General features: G+C 47.1%; 11 protein-coding genes and 3 tRNA genes. 5 read left to right on the forward strand and 9 right to left on the reverse strand.

Translation table 11 applies throughout. From position 1 onward, the window contains the following. Window positions 1–8 precede the first annotated feature (8 nt). From KQI39_RS04735 to argC, 5 genes are all read right to left on the reverse strand, one after another. The gene (locus tag KQI39_RS04735) at window positions 9–1448 is read right to left on the reverse strand and encodes a sodium:proton antiporter (RefSeq protein ID WP_216416928.1); all 1440 of its coding nucleotides are present in this window, start codon (window positions 1446–1448) and stop codon (window positions 9–11) included. 382 nt (window positions 1449–1830) lie between these two features. Then, the gene (locus KQI39_RS04740; protein ID WP_118062711.1) at window positions 1831–3021 is read right to left on the reverse strand and encodes an aspartate aminotransferase family protein; all 1191 of its coding nucleotides are present in this window, start codon (window positions 3019–3021) and stop codon (window positions 1831–1833) included. Then, window positions 3008–3904 carry an acetylglutamate kinase gene (gene argB, locus KQI39_RS04745; protein WP_216416930.1) on the reverse strand — a complete coding sequence of 299 codons (897 nt, stop codon included), beginning with the start codon at window positions 3902–3904 and terminating at the stop codon, window positions 3008–3010. The genes KQI39_RS04740 and argB overlap by 14 nt, the downstream gene beginning before the upstream one ends. A 629-nt stretch (window positions 3905–4533) precedes the next feature. Next, window positions 4534–5757, reverse strand: a complete 1224-nt coding sequence (gene argJ / locus KQI39_RS04750; protein WP_216416932.1) for a bifunctional glutamate N-acetyltransferase/amino-acid acetyltransferase ArgJ — start codon at window positions 5755–5757, stop codon at window positions 4534–4536. A 36-nt stretch (window positions 5758–5793) separates the two neighbouring features. Beyond that, a complete protein-coding gene (gene argC, locus KQI39_RS04755; protein ID WP_148448657.1) occupies window positions 5794–6834 on the reverse strand; it encodes an N-acetyl-gamma-glutamyl-phosphate reductase in 1041 nt (346 codons plus the stop codon). A gap of 429 nt (window positions 6835–7263) precedes the next feature. On the opposite strand from argC, the gene KQI39_RS04760 reads away from it, so the two are divergent. Together KQI39_RS04760 and KQI39_RS04765 are read left to right on the forward strand one after the other, a co-directional pair. Then, window positions 7264–8496: an argininosuccinate synthase gene (locus KQI39_RS04760; protein ID WP_021976393.1), complete on the forward strand. Its 1233-nt coding sequence runs from the start codon at window positions 7264–7266 to the stop codon at window positions 8494–8496. Window positions 8497–8615: 119 nt separating this feature from the next. Further along, entirely contained in the window at window positions 8616–9545 is a 930-nt protein-coding gene (locus KQI39_RS04765) for a DMT family transporter (protein WP_216416934.1), read from the forward strand. 111 nt (window positions 9546–9656) lie between these two features. Here the strand turns inward: KQI39_RS04765 and KQI39_RS04770 are convergent, their stop codons facing one another. Next, the gene (locus KQI39_RS04770) at window positions 9657–10049 is read right to left on the reverse strand and encodes a metal-dependent transcriptional regulator (RefSeq protein WP_021976391.1); all 393 of its coding nucleotides are present in this window, start codon (window positions 10047–10049) and stop codon (window positions 9657–9659) included. A 267-nt stretch (window positions 10050–10316) separates the two neighbouring features. On the opposite strand from KQI39_RS04770, the gene KQI39_RS04775 reads away from it, so the two are divergent. From KQI39_RS04775 to KQI39_RS04785, 3 genes are all read left to right on the forward strand, one after another. After that, on the forward strand, window positions 10317–12068 hold the full coding sequence (locus tag KQI39_RS04775) for an ABC transporter ATP-binding protein (RefSeq protein WP_173762648.1): 1752 nt from the start codon (window positions 10317–10319) through the stop codon (window positions 12066–12068). 11 nt (window positions 12069–12079) lie between these two features. Then, the gene (locus KQI39_RS04780; protein ID WP_118062745.1) at window positions 12080–13966 is read left to right on the forward strand and encodes an ABC transporter ATP-binding protein; all 1887 of its coding nucleotides are present in this window, start codon (window positions 12080–12082) and stop codon (window positions 13964–13966) included. A gap of 243 nt (window positions 13967–14209) precedes the next feature. Next, window positions 14210–15256, forward strand: a complete 1047-nt coding sequence (locus KQI39_RS04785) for a transglutaminase domain-containing protein (RefSeq protein ID WP_021976388.1) — start codon at window positions 14210–14212, stop codon at window positions 15254–15256. A gap of 136 nt (window positions 15257–15392) precedes the next feature. On the opposite strand, the gene KQI39_RS04790 is transcribed toward KQI39_RS04785, so the two are convergent. The 3 genes from KQI39_RS04790 to KQI39_RS04800 all read right to left on the reverse strand — a co-directional run bounded on the left by KQI39_RS04790 (window position 15393) and on the right by KQI39_RS04800 (window position 15696). Then, window positions 15393–15472: transfer RNA gene (locus KQI39_RS04790), tRNA-Leu, on the reverse strand. Window positions 15473–15540: 68 nt separating this feature from the next. After that, a tRNA-Lys gene (locus KQI39_RS04795) sits at window positions 15541–15613 on the reverse strand. 11 nt (window positions 15614–15624) lie between these two features. Beyond that, window positions 15625–15696 (reverse strand) — tRNA-Gln (locus KQI39_RS04800). Window positions 15697–15702 lie beyond the last annotated feature (6 nt).

Genomic DNA, 15702 nt, shown 5'->3' on the forward strand with positions numbered 1-15702 from the left:
CTCCTCCCTTATAAAAAGAATACCAGCATATCGATGATGAACACCGGTACCAGGAAACAAATGGACCATCCCATGTATCCAAAGAAGGACGGCATGTTGATACCATTTTCGTCAGAAAGTGTCTTGACCATAAAGTTCGGAGCATTGCCGATATATGTATTGGCACCCATAAATACGGCACCACAGGAAATCGCGGAAAGAAGTTTTACAGGAACCGTTCCAAGAGTTGTTGCGATTCCACTTGTAAATCCAAGGGTTCCTGCTGTAGTCAGAAATACCAGATAAGTCGGTGTATTGTCCAGGAAACTGGACAGTGCTCCTGTGGCCCAGAACATCTGGTACGGCTCGGTAATTCCAAGGTTCGGTCCCACTGCTTTCAGAAGCATCAGGGCAGGCTGCATGGTGATAAAGATTCCGATAAAAAGTACCGCAACTTCTTTGATCGCACCCCAGGTAAAATGGTTTCGCACACGGATCTTTTTGTCCGTTGTCTTAAAGGACAGAAATGCGGCTGCCAGGATCAGGACGATCTCAATGATCGACGGGAAGCTTAATGTAACCTCGCCGAAAATATGGATTCCTCTTACATTGCCTGCCGCATCCTGAAATGCCGGCATACCCGGAAGCATACCACTTAAGATAACGCCTACAACGATCATCACAAGGAAAATGATGTTGTGAAGTCCATCGATCTTGAACTCTGTTCCCGGTTTGCTGATGTCCGGTTTACGTCCCTCTGCGATATCTCTCTTGTAAGAGCGCATATCCAGATGATAGAACACAAACAGAAGGATCACCATATTAAAGAGCAGAACCGGAAGAAGGTGCAGGCTCCAGAAGAACGGAACCCCTCGCATGAATCCCATCAGAAGCGGCGGATCACCGATCGGTGTCAGGCAGCCACCCATGTTGGACACCATAAAGATGAAAAAGATCATAATGTGACCCTTTCTCTTTCTCCAGGAATTCATTTTGATCACCGGACGGACCATCAGCATGCTGGCTCCGGTGGTTCCAATACAGCTGGAAAGCAGCGTTCCCAGTGCAAGAAGTCCTACATTTACCCGCGGCGAACCCGCAAAATCGCCCTCAACCGTAATGTTACCGGATACACAGAACAATCCGAATAACAGGATGATAAATGTAAGATAGTCATTAATCACGCACTCAAGTACTGTTTCTGCAGTTTTTCCGGCACCGTAAACAACAGCAAACGGAATAATCATGAGAACGATCCAGAATGCAACCACGATCGGCTGATGTGACTCCCACCACTCACCTTTTACCAGCGGCATCACTGCAACACACAGAAGAAGGCCTGCAAAAGGAATACAAAGCCACACCGGCACGCTTGATACTGTCTCACCGTTTCCAGCCGCCCATACACCCACAGGGCATGACAGGATTACTGTCAGAAAAGTACACATGACGGTTAATAATTTTTTCAAAATATTCACCCCTCACATAAATTTTTTAACCAGTGAAATTATAACATATGGCGTTTTAAAATCAACTGTGTGGATGTGCAATTTATACTCAGATCTGCTCATTTTTTTGTGCATTTTGTTGGTGTGTCGTGACGACTTTTGTTTATTTTTTAACACACAACCAGATTTTTGAATACTGTTTGATATGTCTGTTATATATTTTATATATATATTGATGCTGTGACGTATTTACGTGCTGGCGGGCCCGGGCTTCTCCTATCCGAAACCCTTTTTTTACTGCAGAATACTATTTTCTGTGACGCACAAAAAAACAGCAGTATTTTCATCGACCAGTTATCTGTCGGTCAAAAAATACTGCTGTTCTGTATCTGCTATTTTTTATTTATTCCATGCACTCGTCAAGGATTTCTGCCATCTTATCGATGTCTTCTTTTGTGATCACAAGCGGAGGCACAAGACGGAGAACGTCGCTTCCTGCGGAGATCACAAGGAGACCTTTTGCAAGAGCTTTTTTCACCACATCTCCTACCGGGCGTCCCTTGATCACGATACCCTGCATGAAGCCTTTGCCTCTTCTTACTTCCGCACATTCATGTTTTGCAACCAGTTCGTCCAGTTTTTCCTCCAGATACGGGGTCAAGCCCTGTACATGGGAAAGGATCTGGTCTTTTTCAAAAATATCAAATACCTTGCTGACTGCCGCGCATACAAACGGATTTCCACCGTAAGTGGTTCCATGATCGCCTGGCTTCAGGGATGCTGCCGCTGCTTTCTTATTTAGTACAAAAGCACCTACCGGAACACCGCAGCCAAGAGCTTTGGCGCAGGTCATGATATCCGGCTGTACGCCGTATGCCTGCCATGCAAAATAATGTCCGGTACGTCCCATACCGCACTGGATCTCATCCAGGATCAGGATGATATCTTTTTCATCGCAGAGTTTGCGTAAGCCTTCCAGGAACTCTTTGGTGGCCGGATAAATACCGCCTTCTCCCTGTACGGTCTCAGCGATAATGGCACAGGTCTTATCTGTAACCTGGGCCTTTACACTCTCAAGGTCATTGAAATCCGCAAATTTCACACCGCCCATCAGAGGCTCAAAAGGCTCTCTGTAGTGTGCAGTACCTGTCACGGAAAGAGCTCCGATGCTGCGGCCATGGAAAGAATGGTTCATGGCAATGATCTCATGATCTGCATGGCCATCTCTCTCATAGGCATATTTCTTGGCAGCTTTCAGAGCACCCTCGATGGCCTCTGTACCACTGTTTGTGAAGAAAGCTTTTTCCATATGGCTTGCCTGTACAAGCTTGGCACCTGCATCAATGATCGGCTCATTGTAATACAGGTTGGAAATGTGCATCAGTTTGTCGATCTGGGCTTTCAGCGCTTCGTCATAGCCCGGATAATGATAACCCAGGGCATTTACAGCGATACCTGCCGCAAAATCCAGATATTCCTTTCCTTCGGAATCATAGAGGTGACAGCCCTGGCCTTTTTCAAAAACTACCGGAAAACGGTTATATGTATGAAGAATACTGGCCTCAGATTCTTCCATCAGTTCATTCATGCTCATTGTAATATTTCTCCCCATCATCTTTTAAAATTGCGGTACCAATACCTTTGTTTGTAAAGATCTCCAGCAGTAAGCTGTGCGGGATCCTTCCATCCAGGATATGGACTCTGTTTACACCATGCTCGATGGCATCGATGCAGTTTTTCAGTTTCGGGATCATTCCGCCGCCGACAGTACCATCGGAGATCAGGTTCTCAGCCTCATCTACACGAAGCTCGGAGATCAGAGTGGACGGATCGGAAGCGTCTCTGTATACACCTTCAATATCGGAAAGGAAGGCAAGTTTCTCTGCATTGACCGCCTCTGCAATAGCGCAGGCTGCATCATCTGCGTTAATGTTGTAGGAAGCAAAATTCTCGTCAAAACCGATTGGGAATACGATCGGAAGGAAGTCTCTTTCCAGAAGGTCCTGGAGGATCTTTGGATTGACTTTTGTGACTTCACCTACGTAGCCGATGTCTTTACCTTTGGAAAGTTTCTTTTTGCACTGGAGAAGACCGCCGTCTTTACCGCTGACACCTACAGCCTGAACGCCGAGAGATTCTACTAAAGTAACAAGTTCTTTGTTGACTTTTGCGAGAACCATCTCTGCGATCTCCATGGTGTCTTTGTCTGTTACACGGAGACCGTTTACAAAACGAGGCTCCATGCCGACTTTACCGACCCAGCGGCTGATCTCCTTGCCACCGCCGTGAACGATGATCGGTTTGAATCCGACCAGCTTCAGGAGGACTGCGTCCTTGATGACGTTACGTTTTAATTCTTCATCAAGCATGGCACTTCCGCCGTATTTGATAACTACGATTTTGCGGTTGAACCGCTGGATGTATGGCAGGGCTTCTATGAGAACCTCTGCTTTGTCAAGATATTTCTGATTCACCATATGGGTATCTCCTTTTTTTGAAAAATGATATGGGTTGAAAAAGGTTTTTTTGTTGTATGTTGGACGGATTTCTTTATAAATTATAGTTTTGTCTCAGCTGATAGCTGTGGGATTTGCGAGGAGGGGAAGCACTCGGAGTTCCGAAGGCCGTTTCCCCTCCTCGCGCTCCTCCCCTCCGGCCACGGAGAACGGGCTGTTGCCCGCATCGCGGGCAAAGCGCCTGCTGCGGATATGCTGCCGCAGGCAGCCACCTCCGACGCGCTTTCGCCGAAGGCGAACAGCCCGTCAGTCTGCCTTTGGCGACTGACGGGCAAACTGTCGCGATTTTCCACCAAGGCTTCCGCCTGGAAAATCTCTTCCGTTTGCCAATTGGTTTTCATCAACTAAACTTCCACACACCTCAACTTCCAGGCTCCCGCCCTGAAGTTCCTCACCTTCGTCACTCAGTCTTCGTCAACTAACGTTCAACACGGCACAACCAAGCGTGCCCAACGGAGGGGGTTCTTAGGGGGAGCGTGCGGGCTTCGCAACTCCGAGCTCGCTCCCCCTAAGGGTTTTCTCAGCCTCCAGCATGAGACAAAATTACAACTAAAATCCACCATAAAAAACCGTTCTACAAAGCTCTTACATCAAGAACGATAATCCGCATTGATTTTTACATAATCATAAGTAAGGTCGCATCCCCATGCGGTTGCACTGGCCTCGCCCATCTTCATATCAGCAATGGCTGTCACAGCGTCTTCAGAGAGGATCTTTGTAGCTTCCTCTTCACTGTATCCTGTAGAAACTCCATTTTCAATGATCTTTATTTTTCCTGCTTTGCTCTCAAAGTAGAGATCCACTTTCTCCGGGTCGAACTGGACTCCGGAGTAGCCGAGGGCGCAGAGGATTCTGCCCCAGTTTGCGTCGTGGCCGTAGATGGCTGCTTTTGTTAAGGAAGAGGTTACTACGGATTTACTTAAGGTTACGGCTTCTGCCTTGGTGGCTGCGCCGATGACTTTGACCTCGAAGAGCGCGGTTGCGCCTTCTCCGTCCCCTGCGATCTTTTTGGCGAGGGTTGTGTTTACGTAGTTGAGGGCTTTTTTGAACTCTTCATAATCTGCATTTTTCTCTGTGATCTTTGGATTGCCGGCCTGACCGTTTGCCAGGAGGAGGACGGTGTCGTTTGTGGAGGTGTCTCCGTCAACGGATACCATGTTGTAGGTGTCCTTGATGTCCTCGCTGAGTGCTTCCTGAAGAAGTTCCTTGGAGATGTCCACATCGCTGGTGATAAATCCAAGCATTGTGCACATATTCGGGTGGATCATTCCGGAACCTTTGCACATACCGCCTACAGTTACGGTTTTTCCGCCGATCTCGATCTCTACAGCTGCCTCTTTCTTCTCGGTGTCGGTTGTCATGATGGCTTTTGCTGCCTCAAGGCCTGCCTCGCGGCTTCCCTCAAGCTTCGGCGCCATGGCTTTTACTCCGTTTGCGATACGGTCGATCGGAAGCTGCATTCCGATGACACCTGTGGATGCTACCAGCACGCTGTCTTCCGGGATTCCAAGGCTTTCGGATGCTGCCTTGGCTGTTTCTCTGCAGTAACCGAATCCTTCCTCACCGGTACATGCGTTGGCGATTCCGCTGTTGCAGATCACGGCTCTTGCGCCCTGATGATTGTATACAATGTCCTGATCCCATCTTACAGGAGCTGCTTTTACCACATTGGTTGTGAATGTTCCTGCAGCCACACAGGGAACTTCACTGAATACCATGGCCATATCGGTACGGCCTTTATATTTGATCTCTGCTGCTGTTGACGCTGCCTTAAAACCTTTTGCGGCTGTTACGCCGCCGTCGATGATCTTCATATTCTATGTCTCCTCTCGTCTGAAATCCTCTGTGTTTTACGGGCACATCGGGATCTGTTTCAGTCCTTCGTTCTCGTCAAATCCAAACATCAGGTTCATGTTCTGAACAGCCTGTCCTGCGGCACCTTTTACCAAATTGTCGATGGCGCCCATCATGATGACTCTCTTTGTTCTCGGATCGATCTTGAAGTTTACATCTACAAAGTTGCTGCCTTCCACGTTTCTTGTCTGCGGGCATACATCTTTGTTCAGCACACGTACAAAAAACTCATCTTTATAATATTTGTCATAGGCTGCTTTTACTTCCTCATAGGTAACATCCCTTGTGAGGGAAGCATATGCAGTTACCAGGATTCCTCTGTTCATCGGAACAAGATGTGGGGTAAAGTTGATCAGCACTTCCTGTCCGCATGCGTATCCAAGCTGATCCTCGATCTCCGGTGTATGTCTGTGTGTGGCAACACCATAAGCTTTGATGCTCTCATTTACCTCGCAGTAAAGGTTCGGAACTTTGGCTCCTCTTCCTGCTCCGGATGTTCCGGATTTGGCATCAATGATAATGGTGTTCGGATCAATGAGACCTTCCTTTAATAATGGATAGATGGACAGTGTGGAGCATGTCGGATAGCATCCCGGGTTGGCGATCAGTCGTGCCTTTTTGATGTCCTCACGGTTGATCTCGCAGAGACCGTAAACAGCCTCGTCGATAAACTGCGGTGCTTTGTGCTCGATTCCGTACCATTTCTCATATTTCTTTACATCTTTAATACGGAAGTCTGCGCTTAAGTCGATCACCTTACATTTGGAAAGAATTTCTTCATTAATAAGGGATGCACAAAGGCCCTGCGGGGTTGCGGTAAAGATCACGTCCACCTCATCTGCAAGTGCCGCCATGTTGTCATCCATACATTTGGCATCCACCAGTTTGAAAAAGTTCTGATAAATATCTGCATACTGCTGATCTATGTAGCTTCGGGAACCGAACCATTTGATCTCAACGTCCTTGTGTCCAAGAAGAAGTCTTACGATCTCATTTCCTGCGTATCCTGTCGCACCGATAATTCCTGCTTTAATCATCTTTCACATTCCTCCTCTGCCGTATCTCTTACGGCTTAAGTAAAAAGGCGTTCCTCATATGTCCGCCTTGTCAATGGATAGATTATACATCTTCTCTGCATATTATGCAATAGTCATTTTCTTTGATTTTTCACTGTCTTTTCTGTTTTTCATGTATTTTCTTATAATGTTACCCGTTTTTCGATGCATTTTTATGCAAAAAATTTTTCATATTTTTCAAATTATCTCTTGCATATTTATAAAATCTGGTGTATATTAAGCCATGTCGACAGGACAGCCGAAAATTTTGTTTTGTCACGCATGAATATTTATTCACTCTGGTAAAGTTATAAAACAGCATAATTTTTCCAGATAACGTAAAAAAATTCACCGTCCCGGAAATGTCCGGAGCGATACAAAATTTCAAAAAATCCCAGGAGGACATATATTATGAAAGAAAAAGTTGTTTTAGCGTATTCCGGTGGTCTTGATACCACAGCCCTGATCCCGTGGCTGAAAGAAACATTTGATTATGACGTTGTCTGCTGCTGTGTAAACTGCGGACAGGGAAACGAGCTGGACGGTCTTGAAGAGAGAGCAAAAATGTCCGGTGCTTCCAAATTATATATTGAAGATATTGTTGATGAGTTCTGCGATGATTTCATCATGCCATGTGTAGAGGCCGGTGCTGTATATGAGCATTCCTATCTTCTCGGAACTTCCATGGCTCGTCCGGTTATCGCCAAGAAACTGGTTGAGATCGCACGTAAAGAAGGCGCTGTTGCAATCTGCCACGGTGCTACAGGTAAAGGAAATGACCAGATCCGTTTCGAGCTTGGTATCAAAGCTCTTGCTCCGGACATCAAAATCATCGCTCCATGGCGTATGACAGATCTGTGGACCATGCAGTCCCGTGAAGATGAGATCGAGTTCTGTAAAGCTCACGGCATCACTCTTCCGTTCGATGCAAGCCACAGCTACAGCCGTGACAGAAACCTCTGGCACATCAGCCACGAGGGACTGGAACTTGAGGATCCTTCCCAGGCTCCGAACTACGATGACATGCTTGTATTAAGCGTAACACCGGAGAAAGCTCCTGATAAAGAAACAGAAGTTACCATGACATTTGAGCAGGGTGTTCCGAAAACTCTCAACGGAAAGGCAATGAAAGTTTCCGAGATCATCACTGAGCTGAACAAACTTGGCGGCGAGAACGGTATCGGTATCGTTGACATCGTTGAGAACCGTGTTGTTGGTATGAAATCCCGTGGTGTTTATGAGACTCCTGGCGGAACAATCCTGATGGCAGCTCATGACCAGCTTGAGGAGCTGATCCTTGACCGTGAGACAATGGAAGCCAAGAAGAAACTGGGCAGCCAGTTTGCACAGGTTGTTTACGAGGGAAAATGGTACACACCACTCCGTGAGGCTATCCAGGCATTTGTTGAATCCACTCAGAAATATGTTACCGGTGAAGTTAAATTCAAACTTTACAAAGGAAACATCATCAAGAATGGTACAACTTCTCCATACAGCCTTTACAATGAGTCCCTTGCATCCTTCACAACCGGTGATATGTATGACCACCACGACGCTGACGGATTCATCACTCTGTTCGGTCTGCCGCTGAAAGTTCGTGCAATGAAGCTTGCAGAAGTTAAGAACAACCAGAATCAGAACTAATTTTGCCGGACACGGTTCCGACAGATCATAAAAAAGCCCCGGGAAGCTATCCGAAGTTCCCCGGGGTCTTTTCTTATATATCGCTTCAACCACATACTATGCGAAAGGATTCTTTAATCATGAACACACAGAAAATGCCTCTGAAAAATTCTCTCTGCCTGCTCCTGGCCGCTGCCATCTGGGGAATCGCCTTTGTCGCCCAGAGTGTAGGCATGGAATATGTAGGTCCTTTTACTTTTAACGGCGTCCGTTCCCTGATCGGTGCTGCTGTTCTGGTGCCGGTGATCTTTCTCTTAAACCGCTCCAAAGATACAGCTTCTGCCGCGGCAGATCCCTCAACATCAACAACCACATCTTCTCCATACAAAACCCGCGATCTCTGGATCGGCGGTATCGCCTGCGGCATAGCACTTTTTGCAGCCAGCAACTTCCAGCAGTTCGGCATCAAATATACAACGGTAGGAAAAGCCGGCTTCATCACAGCCTGCTATATTGTCATTGTCCCGATTATCGGACTCTTTCTGAAAAAGAAATGCAGTCCCTTTATCTGGACAGCTGTTGTCATGGCACTGATCGGACTTTATCTTCTCTGCATCACGGACGGTTTTTCCATTGGTCTCGGAGACGTCCTGGTGCTGGTGTGTGCGTTCCTATTTTCTCTGCACATTCTGGTCATTGACTATTTTTCCCCGAAAGCAGACGGAGTAAAACTTTCCTGTATCCAGTTCCTGGTCTGCGGGATCCTGTCCATGATCCCGGCTCTTGTCCTGGAACATCCGCAGATTTCTTCTATCCTCACTGCATGGCTCCCCATCCTGTATGCCGGCATTATGTCCTGCGGCGTTGCCTACACTTTGCAGATCGTAGGCCAGAAAAATGTCAATCCAACGGTAGCTTCTCTGATTCTTTCCCTGGAATCCTGTATCTCCGTACTTGCAGGCTGGGTCATCCTTGGACAGAAGCTTTCCGCAAAAGAGCTTCTTGGATGCGTCATCATGTTCGCGGCTATCATCCTGGCACAGCTGCCGGAGAAATCTTCTGCGAAATAGGCAGATAAACAATAAAGTGCATGAAAAGTTATCACGCTTCTCATGCACTTCTTTTTTATCTTTCATTGGCTTTCACTGCCGCCCCGTGTGGATACTGGCCGGTCACTTCATTTACTCCGCTGCTGCTTCGTCTCTCTTAATAAAGTTATTATAATGCGCCTTGATCTTCTCAAAGCTCTCCTGGCTGATATCGTGCTCCATCTTGCAGGCATCCTCCAGTGCGATCTCCGCAGGAACTCCAAGTCCCTCCAGCATCTTGGCAAGTACGGTGTGTCTCTCATAGATCTGGTTGGCGATCTCTGCGCCCTTCTCCAGAAGTGTCACAGTACCGTAACGGTCCATGGCAATATATCCGTCCTCACGGAGAAGCTTCATCGCATGGCTGACACTTGGCTTGGAAACGCCAAGTCTAGTAGCAATATCAATGGAACGAACCCCTCCGCCCTTCTTCGATAAAACCAGAATTGATTCCAGGTAATCCTCTGCTGACTGTCTGATTTCCATATAAAATCCTCCCTACAAAAATTTAACTCTATATAGACCCTCTAAAGGGATCTGAATTGCATTCTCGCCCCTATTTTACAGGTGAATATTAACTTTTAATATACCGCTTAAAGGATGTTATGTCAAGTATTTCACACATATTTGTCTTGACATTAAAAATATTTTCCCTGATAATACTATCTGAACAATACATCTGTTCTGTAGCAGCCCGGAACTTTTTTCCAGGGGTGCTATCTTTTTGAACAGTAAAAAGAAAGGAGTTTTTTTATGCTCAAAACCCTGCTGGCCCAGGTCAGGGAGTTTAAAAAGGCATCGTTTCTTACGCCTTTTTTCATGATCCTGGAAGTTCTCTTTGAGACTCTGATTCCCCTGGCCATGGCTTCCATTATTGATAAGGGTGTGGAAGCCGGAAATATCGGCCATATCTACCGGATGGGTGGAGTTATGGTAGTTCTTGCCCTGTGCGGACTCTGGTCCGGCGTTATGGGCGGAAAATACGGAGCACTGGCATCCACAGGCTTTGCCAGAAACCTCCGAAAAGCCATGTACACCAACATCCAGACCTTTTCTTTTTCCAACATTGACAAGTACAGCACTGCCGGCCTGATCACCCGTCTTACCACCGATGTAACCAACCTGCAGAATGCCTACCAGATGATCCTGCGTATGTGTACCCGTGCACCGGCCAGCTTGATCTGCGCCATGGTCATGGCATTTCTCATCAACGCCAAACTTGCAAGCATTTATCTGATTGCGGTGATCTTCCTCGGTGCCTGTCTGATCTTTATCATGCGGAAAGCAACGAAATATTTCCAGACTGTGTTCCGCAAATACGATGACCTGAACGCAAGTGTCCAGGAAAATATCGGTGCCGTCCGTGTTGTCAAAGCCTATGTCCGTGAAGACTACGAGATCAGCAAATTTCAGAAAGCCTGTAACAAAGTATACGAAATGTTCTTAAGTGCCGAGAAGATCGTTGTTATGAACATGCCTCTGATGCAGTTTACCGTTTACGCCTGCATCCTTGGAATCAGCTGGCTTGGTGCCAAAATGATCGTAGGCAGCACACTCACCACCGGTGAGCTTATGAGTCTTCTCACTTACTGCATGAACATCCTCATGAGCCTGATGATGCTCTCCATGGTTTTTGTCATGGTCACCATGAGTATCGCCAGTGCAGAGCGTGTTACAGAAGTTATCAATGACACTGCTGATATTACAGACCCGGAAAATCCTGTAACAGAAGTTCCGGATGGAAGCATTGTCTTTGATCATGTGAACTTTAGCTATAAAAAAGACAGTCAGGAGCCTGTCTTAAAAGACATCAACGTTTCCATCCGCTCCGGCGAGACCATCGGAATCATCGGCGGTACCGGAAGTGCAAAATCCAGTCTTGTCAACCTGATCAGCCGTCTTTATGACGTAACGGACGGTTCTGTTCTGGTGGGAGGCATCGATGTCCGCAAATACCACCTGGAATCTCTCAGGAACCAGGTTTCCGTTGTACTTCAGAAGAACGTCCTCTTCTCAGGAACCATTCTGGAAAATCTCCGCTGGGGTGACAAAAACGCCACGGAAGAAGAATGCCGCCGTGCATGCCAGCTTGCCTGCGCCGATGATTTCATCGAAAAAATGCCGGATAAATACAATACTTTCATTGAACAGGGCGGTTCCAACGTTTCCGGAGGTCAGAAACAGCGTCTCTGTATCGCCCGTGCTCTTCTGAAGAAACCGAAGATACTGATCCTGGACGATTCCACCAGTGCGGTAGATACTGCCACAGACGCAAAAATCCGCCGTGCTTTTGCAGAAGAGATCCCGGATACCACCAAGCTGATCATCGCCCAGCGTGTTTCCAGTATCCAGAATGCAGACCGCATCATCGTTATGGACAACGGCGAGATCAACGGATTTGGTACCCATGAGGAACTTCTTAAGACCAACGCCATTTATCAGGATGTATTCAATTCACAGACCGGCGGTGCCGGTGATTTTGACGAGGGAGGTGATCCGGCTTGAAAAAACAGAACATGAAAGGTCCGGGTGGTCCTGGACCGAAAGGCATGGGAGCGCCGGAACAGCCAGGAAAACTTCTGGGACGCCTTTCCCGTTATATTTTTAAGAACTACAGTATCCATATCGTGATCGTGGTGATCTGCATTTTTGTCAGCGTTCTTGCCAATGTACAGGGAACCATGTTCATGAAAACCCTGATTGACCAGTATATCACGCCTCTTCTTAAGGCAGATACACCGGACTTCGGGCCTTTAACTGCTGCAATCGCACGTGTGGCATGTTTTTACGCCATCGGTGTTATTGCCACCTATACTTATAACCGTATCATGATCAATGTTTCCCAGGGAACTTTACGTAACCTCCGAAACGACATGTTTGCAAAAATGGAAACACTTCCCATCAAATATTTTGATACCCACGCACACGGTGATATCATGTCCATCTACACCAACGACATTGATACCCTGCGCCAGATGATCAGCCAGAGTTTCCCACAGCTGCTTTCCAGTGTGATCACCATTGTCAGTGTTCTTGTAAGTATGCTGATCCTCAACGTTCCGCTTACTTTCGTGACTCTGCTTATGGTTGCCATTATGCTGACTGCCAGCCGGAAACTTGCGGGCCTGAGCGGAAAATATTTCCTGGAACAGCAGACAAACCTTGGTATTGTCAACGGCTATATCGAAGAGATGATGGAAGGACAGAAAGTTGTCAAAGTCTTCTGCCATGAGGACGAAAGCATCCAAAAATTCGATGAGCTGAACGACCAGCTTTTTGCCAGCGCAGACAACGCCAACCGTTTTGCCAACATCCTGATGCCTGTAGTTGCCCAGCTTGGAAACGTCAGCTACGTGATCTGTGCCATGGTTGGCGGTATCCTTGCCATCAATGGCATCGGAAACTTCACTCTTGGCGGACTTGCCAGCTTCCTGACTTTCAACAAGAGTTTTAACATGCCCATCAACCAGGTCAGCCAGCAGTTCAACAGTATTGTTATGGCCCTTGCAGGTGCCAAACGTATCTTTGATCTTCTGGATGAGAAATCCGAAGTGGACGAAGGCTACGTTACTCTTGTCAACGCAAAAGAGGAAAACGGCGTTCTCACCGAATCCGAGAAACGTACCGGCCGCTGGGCATGGAAACATTTCCATAAAGCTGAGGGTACCACGGATTATATCGAGCTGAAAGGTGACATGGTTCTGGAGGATGTGGATTTTGGTTATAACTCCAACAAGATCGTTCTTCATGACATCAACATGTATGCACAGCCGGGCCAGAAGATCGCTTTTGTAGGATCTACCGGCGCCGGAAAAACCACCATCACCAACCTTCTGAACCGTTTTTACGACATTCAGAAAGGTAAGATCCGTTACGACGGCATCAATATCACCAAGATCAAAAAAGACGATCTTCGCCGTTCCATGGGCATCGTTCTTCAGGATACCAACCTGTTCACGGCAACCGTTATGGAAAACATCCGCTACGGAAAACTGGATGCCACAGATGAAGAGGTCATCGCCGCAGCAAAACTTGCCAACGCTGACGGTTTTATCCGCAGGCTTCCACAGGGTTATAACACCCTTCTCCGTGGAAACGGTGCAAACTTGAGCCAAGGCCAGAGACAGCTTCTCTCCATCGCCCGTGCAGCTGTTGCAGATCCGCCTGTCCTGATCCTGGACGAAGCCACCAGTTCCATTGATACCCGTACCGAAAAACTGGTACAGGATGGTATGGATAAGCTGATGGAAGGCAGGACAACCTTCGTGATCGCCCACAGACTTTCCACAGTACGCAACAGTGACTGTATCATGGTCCTGGAGCAGGGACGTATCATCGAGCGTGGTTCCCATGAGGAGCTGCTTGCTCAGAAGGGCCGGTATTATCAGCTGTATAATGGCTGATCCTGGCCTCCCGGTTATTTCCGGGCAAAAATATTTCAAGGCAGAAAAAACATGCAGGGTACATCTTTGTGGGATGGCTCTGCATGTTTTATTTTTCCGTAATCTTTCTTCCATTTTATCTCTGCACTTCTTCTGATGATTCTTTTATGATATAATTTTTTCGTTGATTTTTTAGAAAGGGGTTTCTGCTGAATTCTGAATTACAACAAAATTTCAGAACTACGGCGGATTAAATTCAAATATATGAAACAGGCTGAAGAATATTATTACGGCAGAATGCCGAAAGATAAACAGAACGTGTACCGCGCAATGCTTCACGGACTTATGGAACTTTCCGACGAATTTCTGATCCCACAGGTGCCTACTACCGACGGAAACTGGCTCTATGATGTGTTTTTCCAGCTGAGACTGGATCATCCGGAGATTTTCTGGGCCGTGGGGTTCAAATACCGCTATTACAAAGATTCCCCAAATCTGATCCTGATCCCTGAATATATCTTTGACAAGAATAAAATCCGGGAACACCAGAAAGCTCTGGGTGCCCGCGTAGACAAGCTTGTACGCCCTGCCATGAAGCTTTCCGAGTGGGATAAGGAAAAATATGTCCATGACTTTATCTGCGAAAACATCCGCTATGACAAGCTGAAAAAGCCATACTCACACGAGATCATCGGGCCTCTTGGACACGGCGTAGGCGTCTGCGAGGGAATCGCCAAATCTGTAAAAGTGCTCTGCGATGCCCTCGGTGTCTGGTGTATCATCGCCATCTGCGGAAACAATCCGGAAAAAGGGATCAAATACCGCCACACCTGGAATATTGTCCGGATTAACGGACAGTACTATCACCTGGATGCCACCTTCGACAATACTCTTGGCAAAAACGAGGACGGCTCTGTCAGCATCCGCTACGATTATTTTAATCTGGATGACAAAAACATCTTTCGTGACCATGAACCACTGATCGCTCCTGCCCCCACCTGCCCGGACGGAAGCCACTTCTACTACCGCGAGAAAAAGCTGTCCTTTACCAAGCTGGAAGACGTCTACAAACGCGCCCTCCAGGCCGCCAAAAAAGGCCGAGAATTCACGTTCCACTGGAGAGGCGGTTATCTCACCCGTGAGATCCTCTCCGACCTCGTAGACCAGATCCAGGCCGCCGGAAAGACCCGGGAGAAAAAAGCCATCATCACCCTCAACTGGCCCCAGGCTGTGCTCCGTTTTCACTTTGTGGAGCAGCAGGCGGAAGGGAAAGTATTTATTGAGGAAGTGAATGAGGGAGAGAAATTGTAATTTGATTTAAAAAATTTTATAGAGCCCAAATGCCACAGATCATTACCGATACATCTGTGGCATTTTATTATGAGTATTATTCTGAAAATACAAAAGACCTTCTATAAATCAAATTTACAGAAGATCTCTTAATAAGTGCGGATAACAGGACTTGAACCTGCACGGTCGCCCACTGGTACCTAAAACCAGCGCGTCTGCCAATTCCGCCATATCCGCATATGCAATTGTCACCATCATTCTGTCTGATGGTAAAAAAATAACGGAAAGCAAATGCTTTCCGCTAATGAGGCATCGGGGATTCGAACCCCGGACAACTTGATTAAAAGTCAAGTGCTCTACCAACTGAGCTAATACCCCATAAAAAAGGACTGGGCTAGCTGGATTCGAACCAGCGAATGCAGCAGTCAAAGTGCTGTGCCTTACCGCTTGGCGATAGCCCAATGGGC

Source organism: Blautia sp. MSJ-36, assembly GCF_018917985.1.
Lineage (GTDB): Bacteria > Bacillota > Clostridia > Lachnospirales > Lachnospiraceae > Blautia_A.

Bases quoted from the DNA above. Each gene is read 5' to 3' on its own strand.
- KQI39_RS04785 (WP_021976388.1), top strand. From the start codon at position 14,210: ATGAAACAGGCTGAAGAATATTATTACGGCAGAATGCCGAAAGATAAA.
- KQI39_RS04765 (WP_216416934.1), top strand. From the start codon at position 8,616: ATGAACACACAGAAAATGCCTCTGAAAAATTCTCTCTGCCTGCTCCTG.
- KQI39_RS04780 (WP_118062745.1), top strand. From the start codon at position 12,080: ATGAAAGGTCCGGGTGGTCCTGGACCGAAAGGCATGGGAGCGCCGGAA.
- KQI39_RS04770 (WP_021976391.1), bottom strand. From the start codon at position 10,049: ATGGAAATCAGACAGTCAGCAGAGGATTACCTGGAATCAATTCTGGTT.
- KQI39_RS04740 (WP_118062711.1), bottom strand. From the start codon at position 3,021: ATGAGCATGAATGAACTGATGGAAGAATCTGAGGCCAGTATTCTTCAT.
- argC (WP_148448657.1), bottom strand. From the start codon at position 6,834: ATGATTAAAGCAGGAATTATCGGTGCGACAGGATACGCAGGAAATGAG.
- argJ (WP_216416932.1), bottom strand. From the start codon at position 5,757: ATGAAGATCATCGACGGCGGCGTAACAGCCGCAAAAGGTTTTAAGGCA.
- KQI39_RS04775 (WP_173762648.1), top strand. From the start codon at position 10,317: ATGCTCAAAACCCTGCTGGCCCAGGTCAGGGAGTTTAAAAAGGCATCG.
- argB (WP_216416930.1), bottom strand. From the start codon at position 3,904: ATGGTGAATCAGAAATATCTTGACAAAGCAGAGGTTCTCATAGAAGCC.
- KQI39_RS04760 (WP_021976393.1), top strand. From the start codon at position 7,264: ATGAAAGAAAAAGTTGTTTTAGCGTATTCCGGTGGTCTTGATACCACA.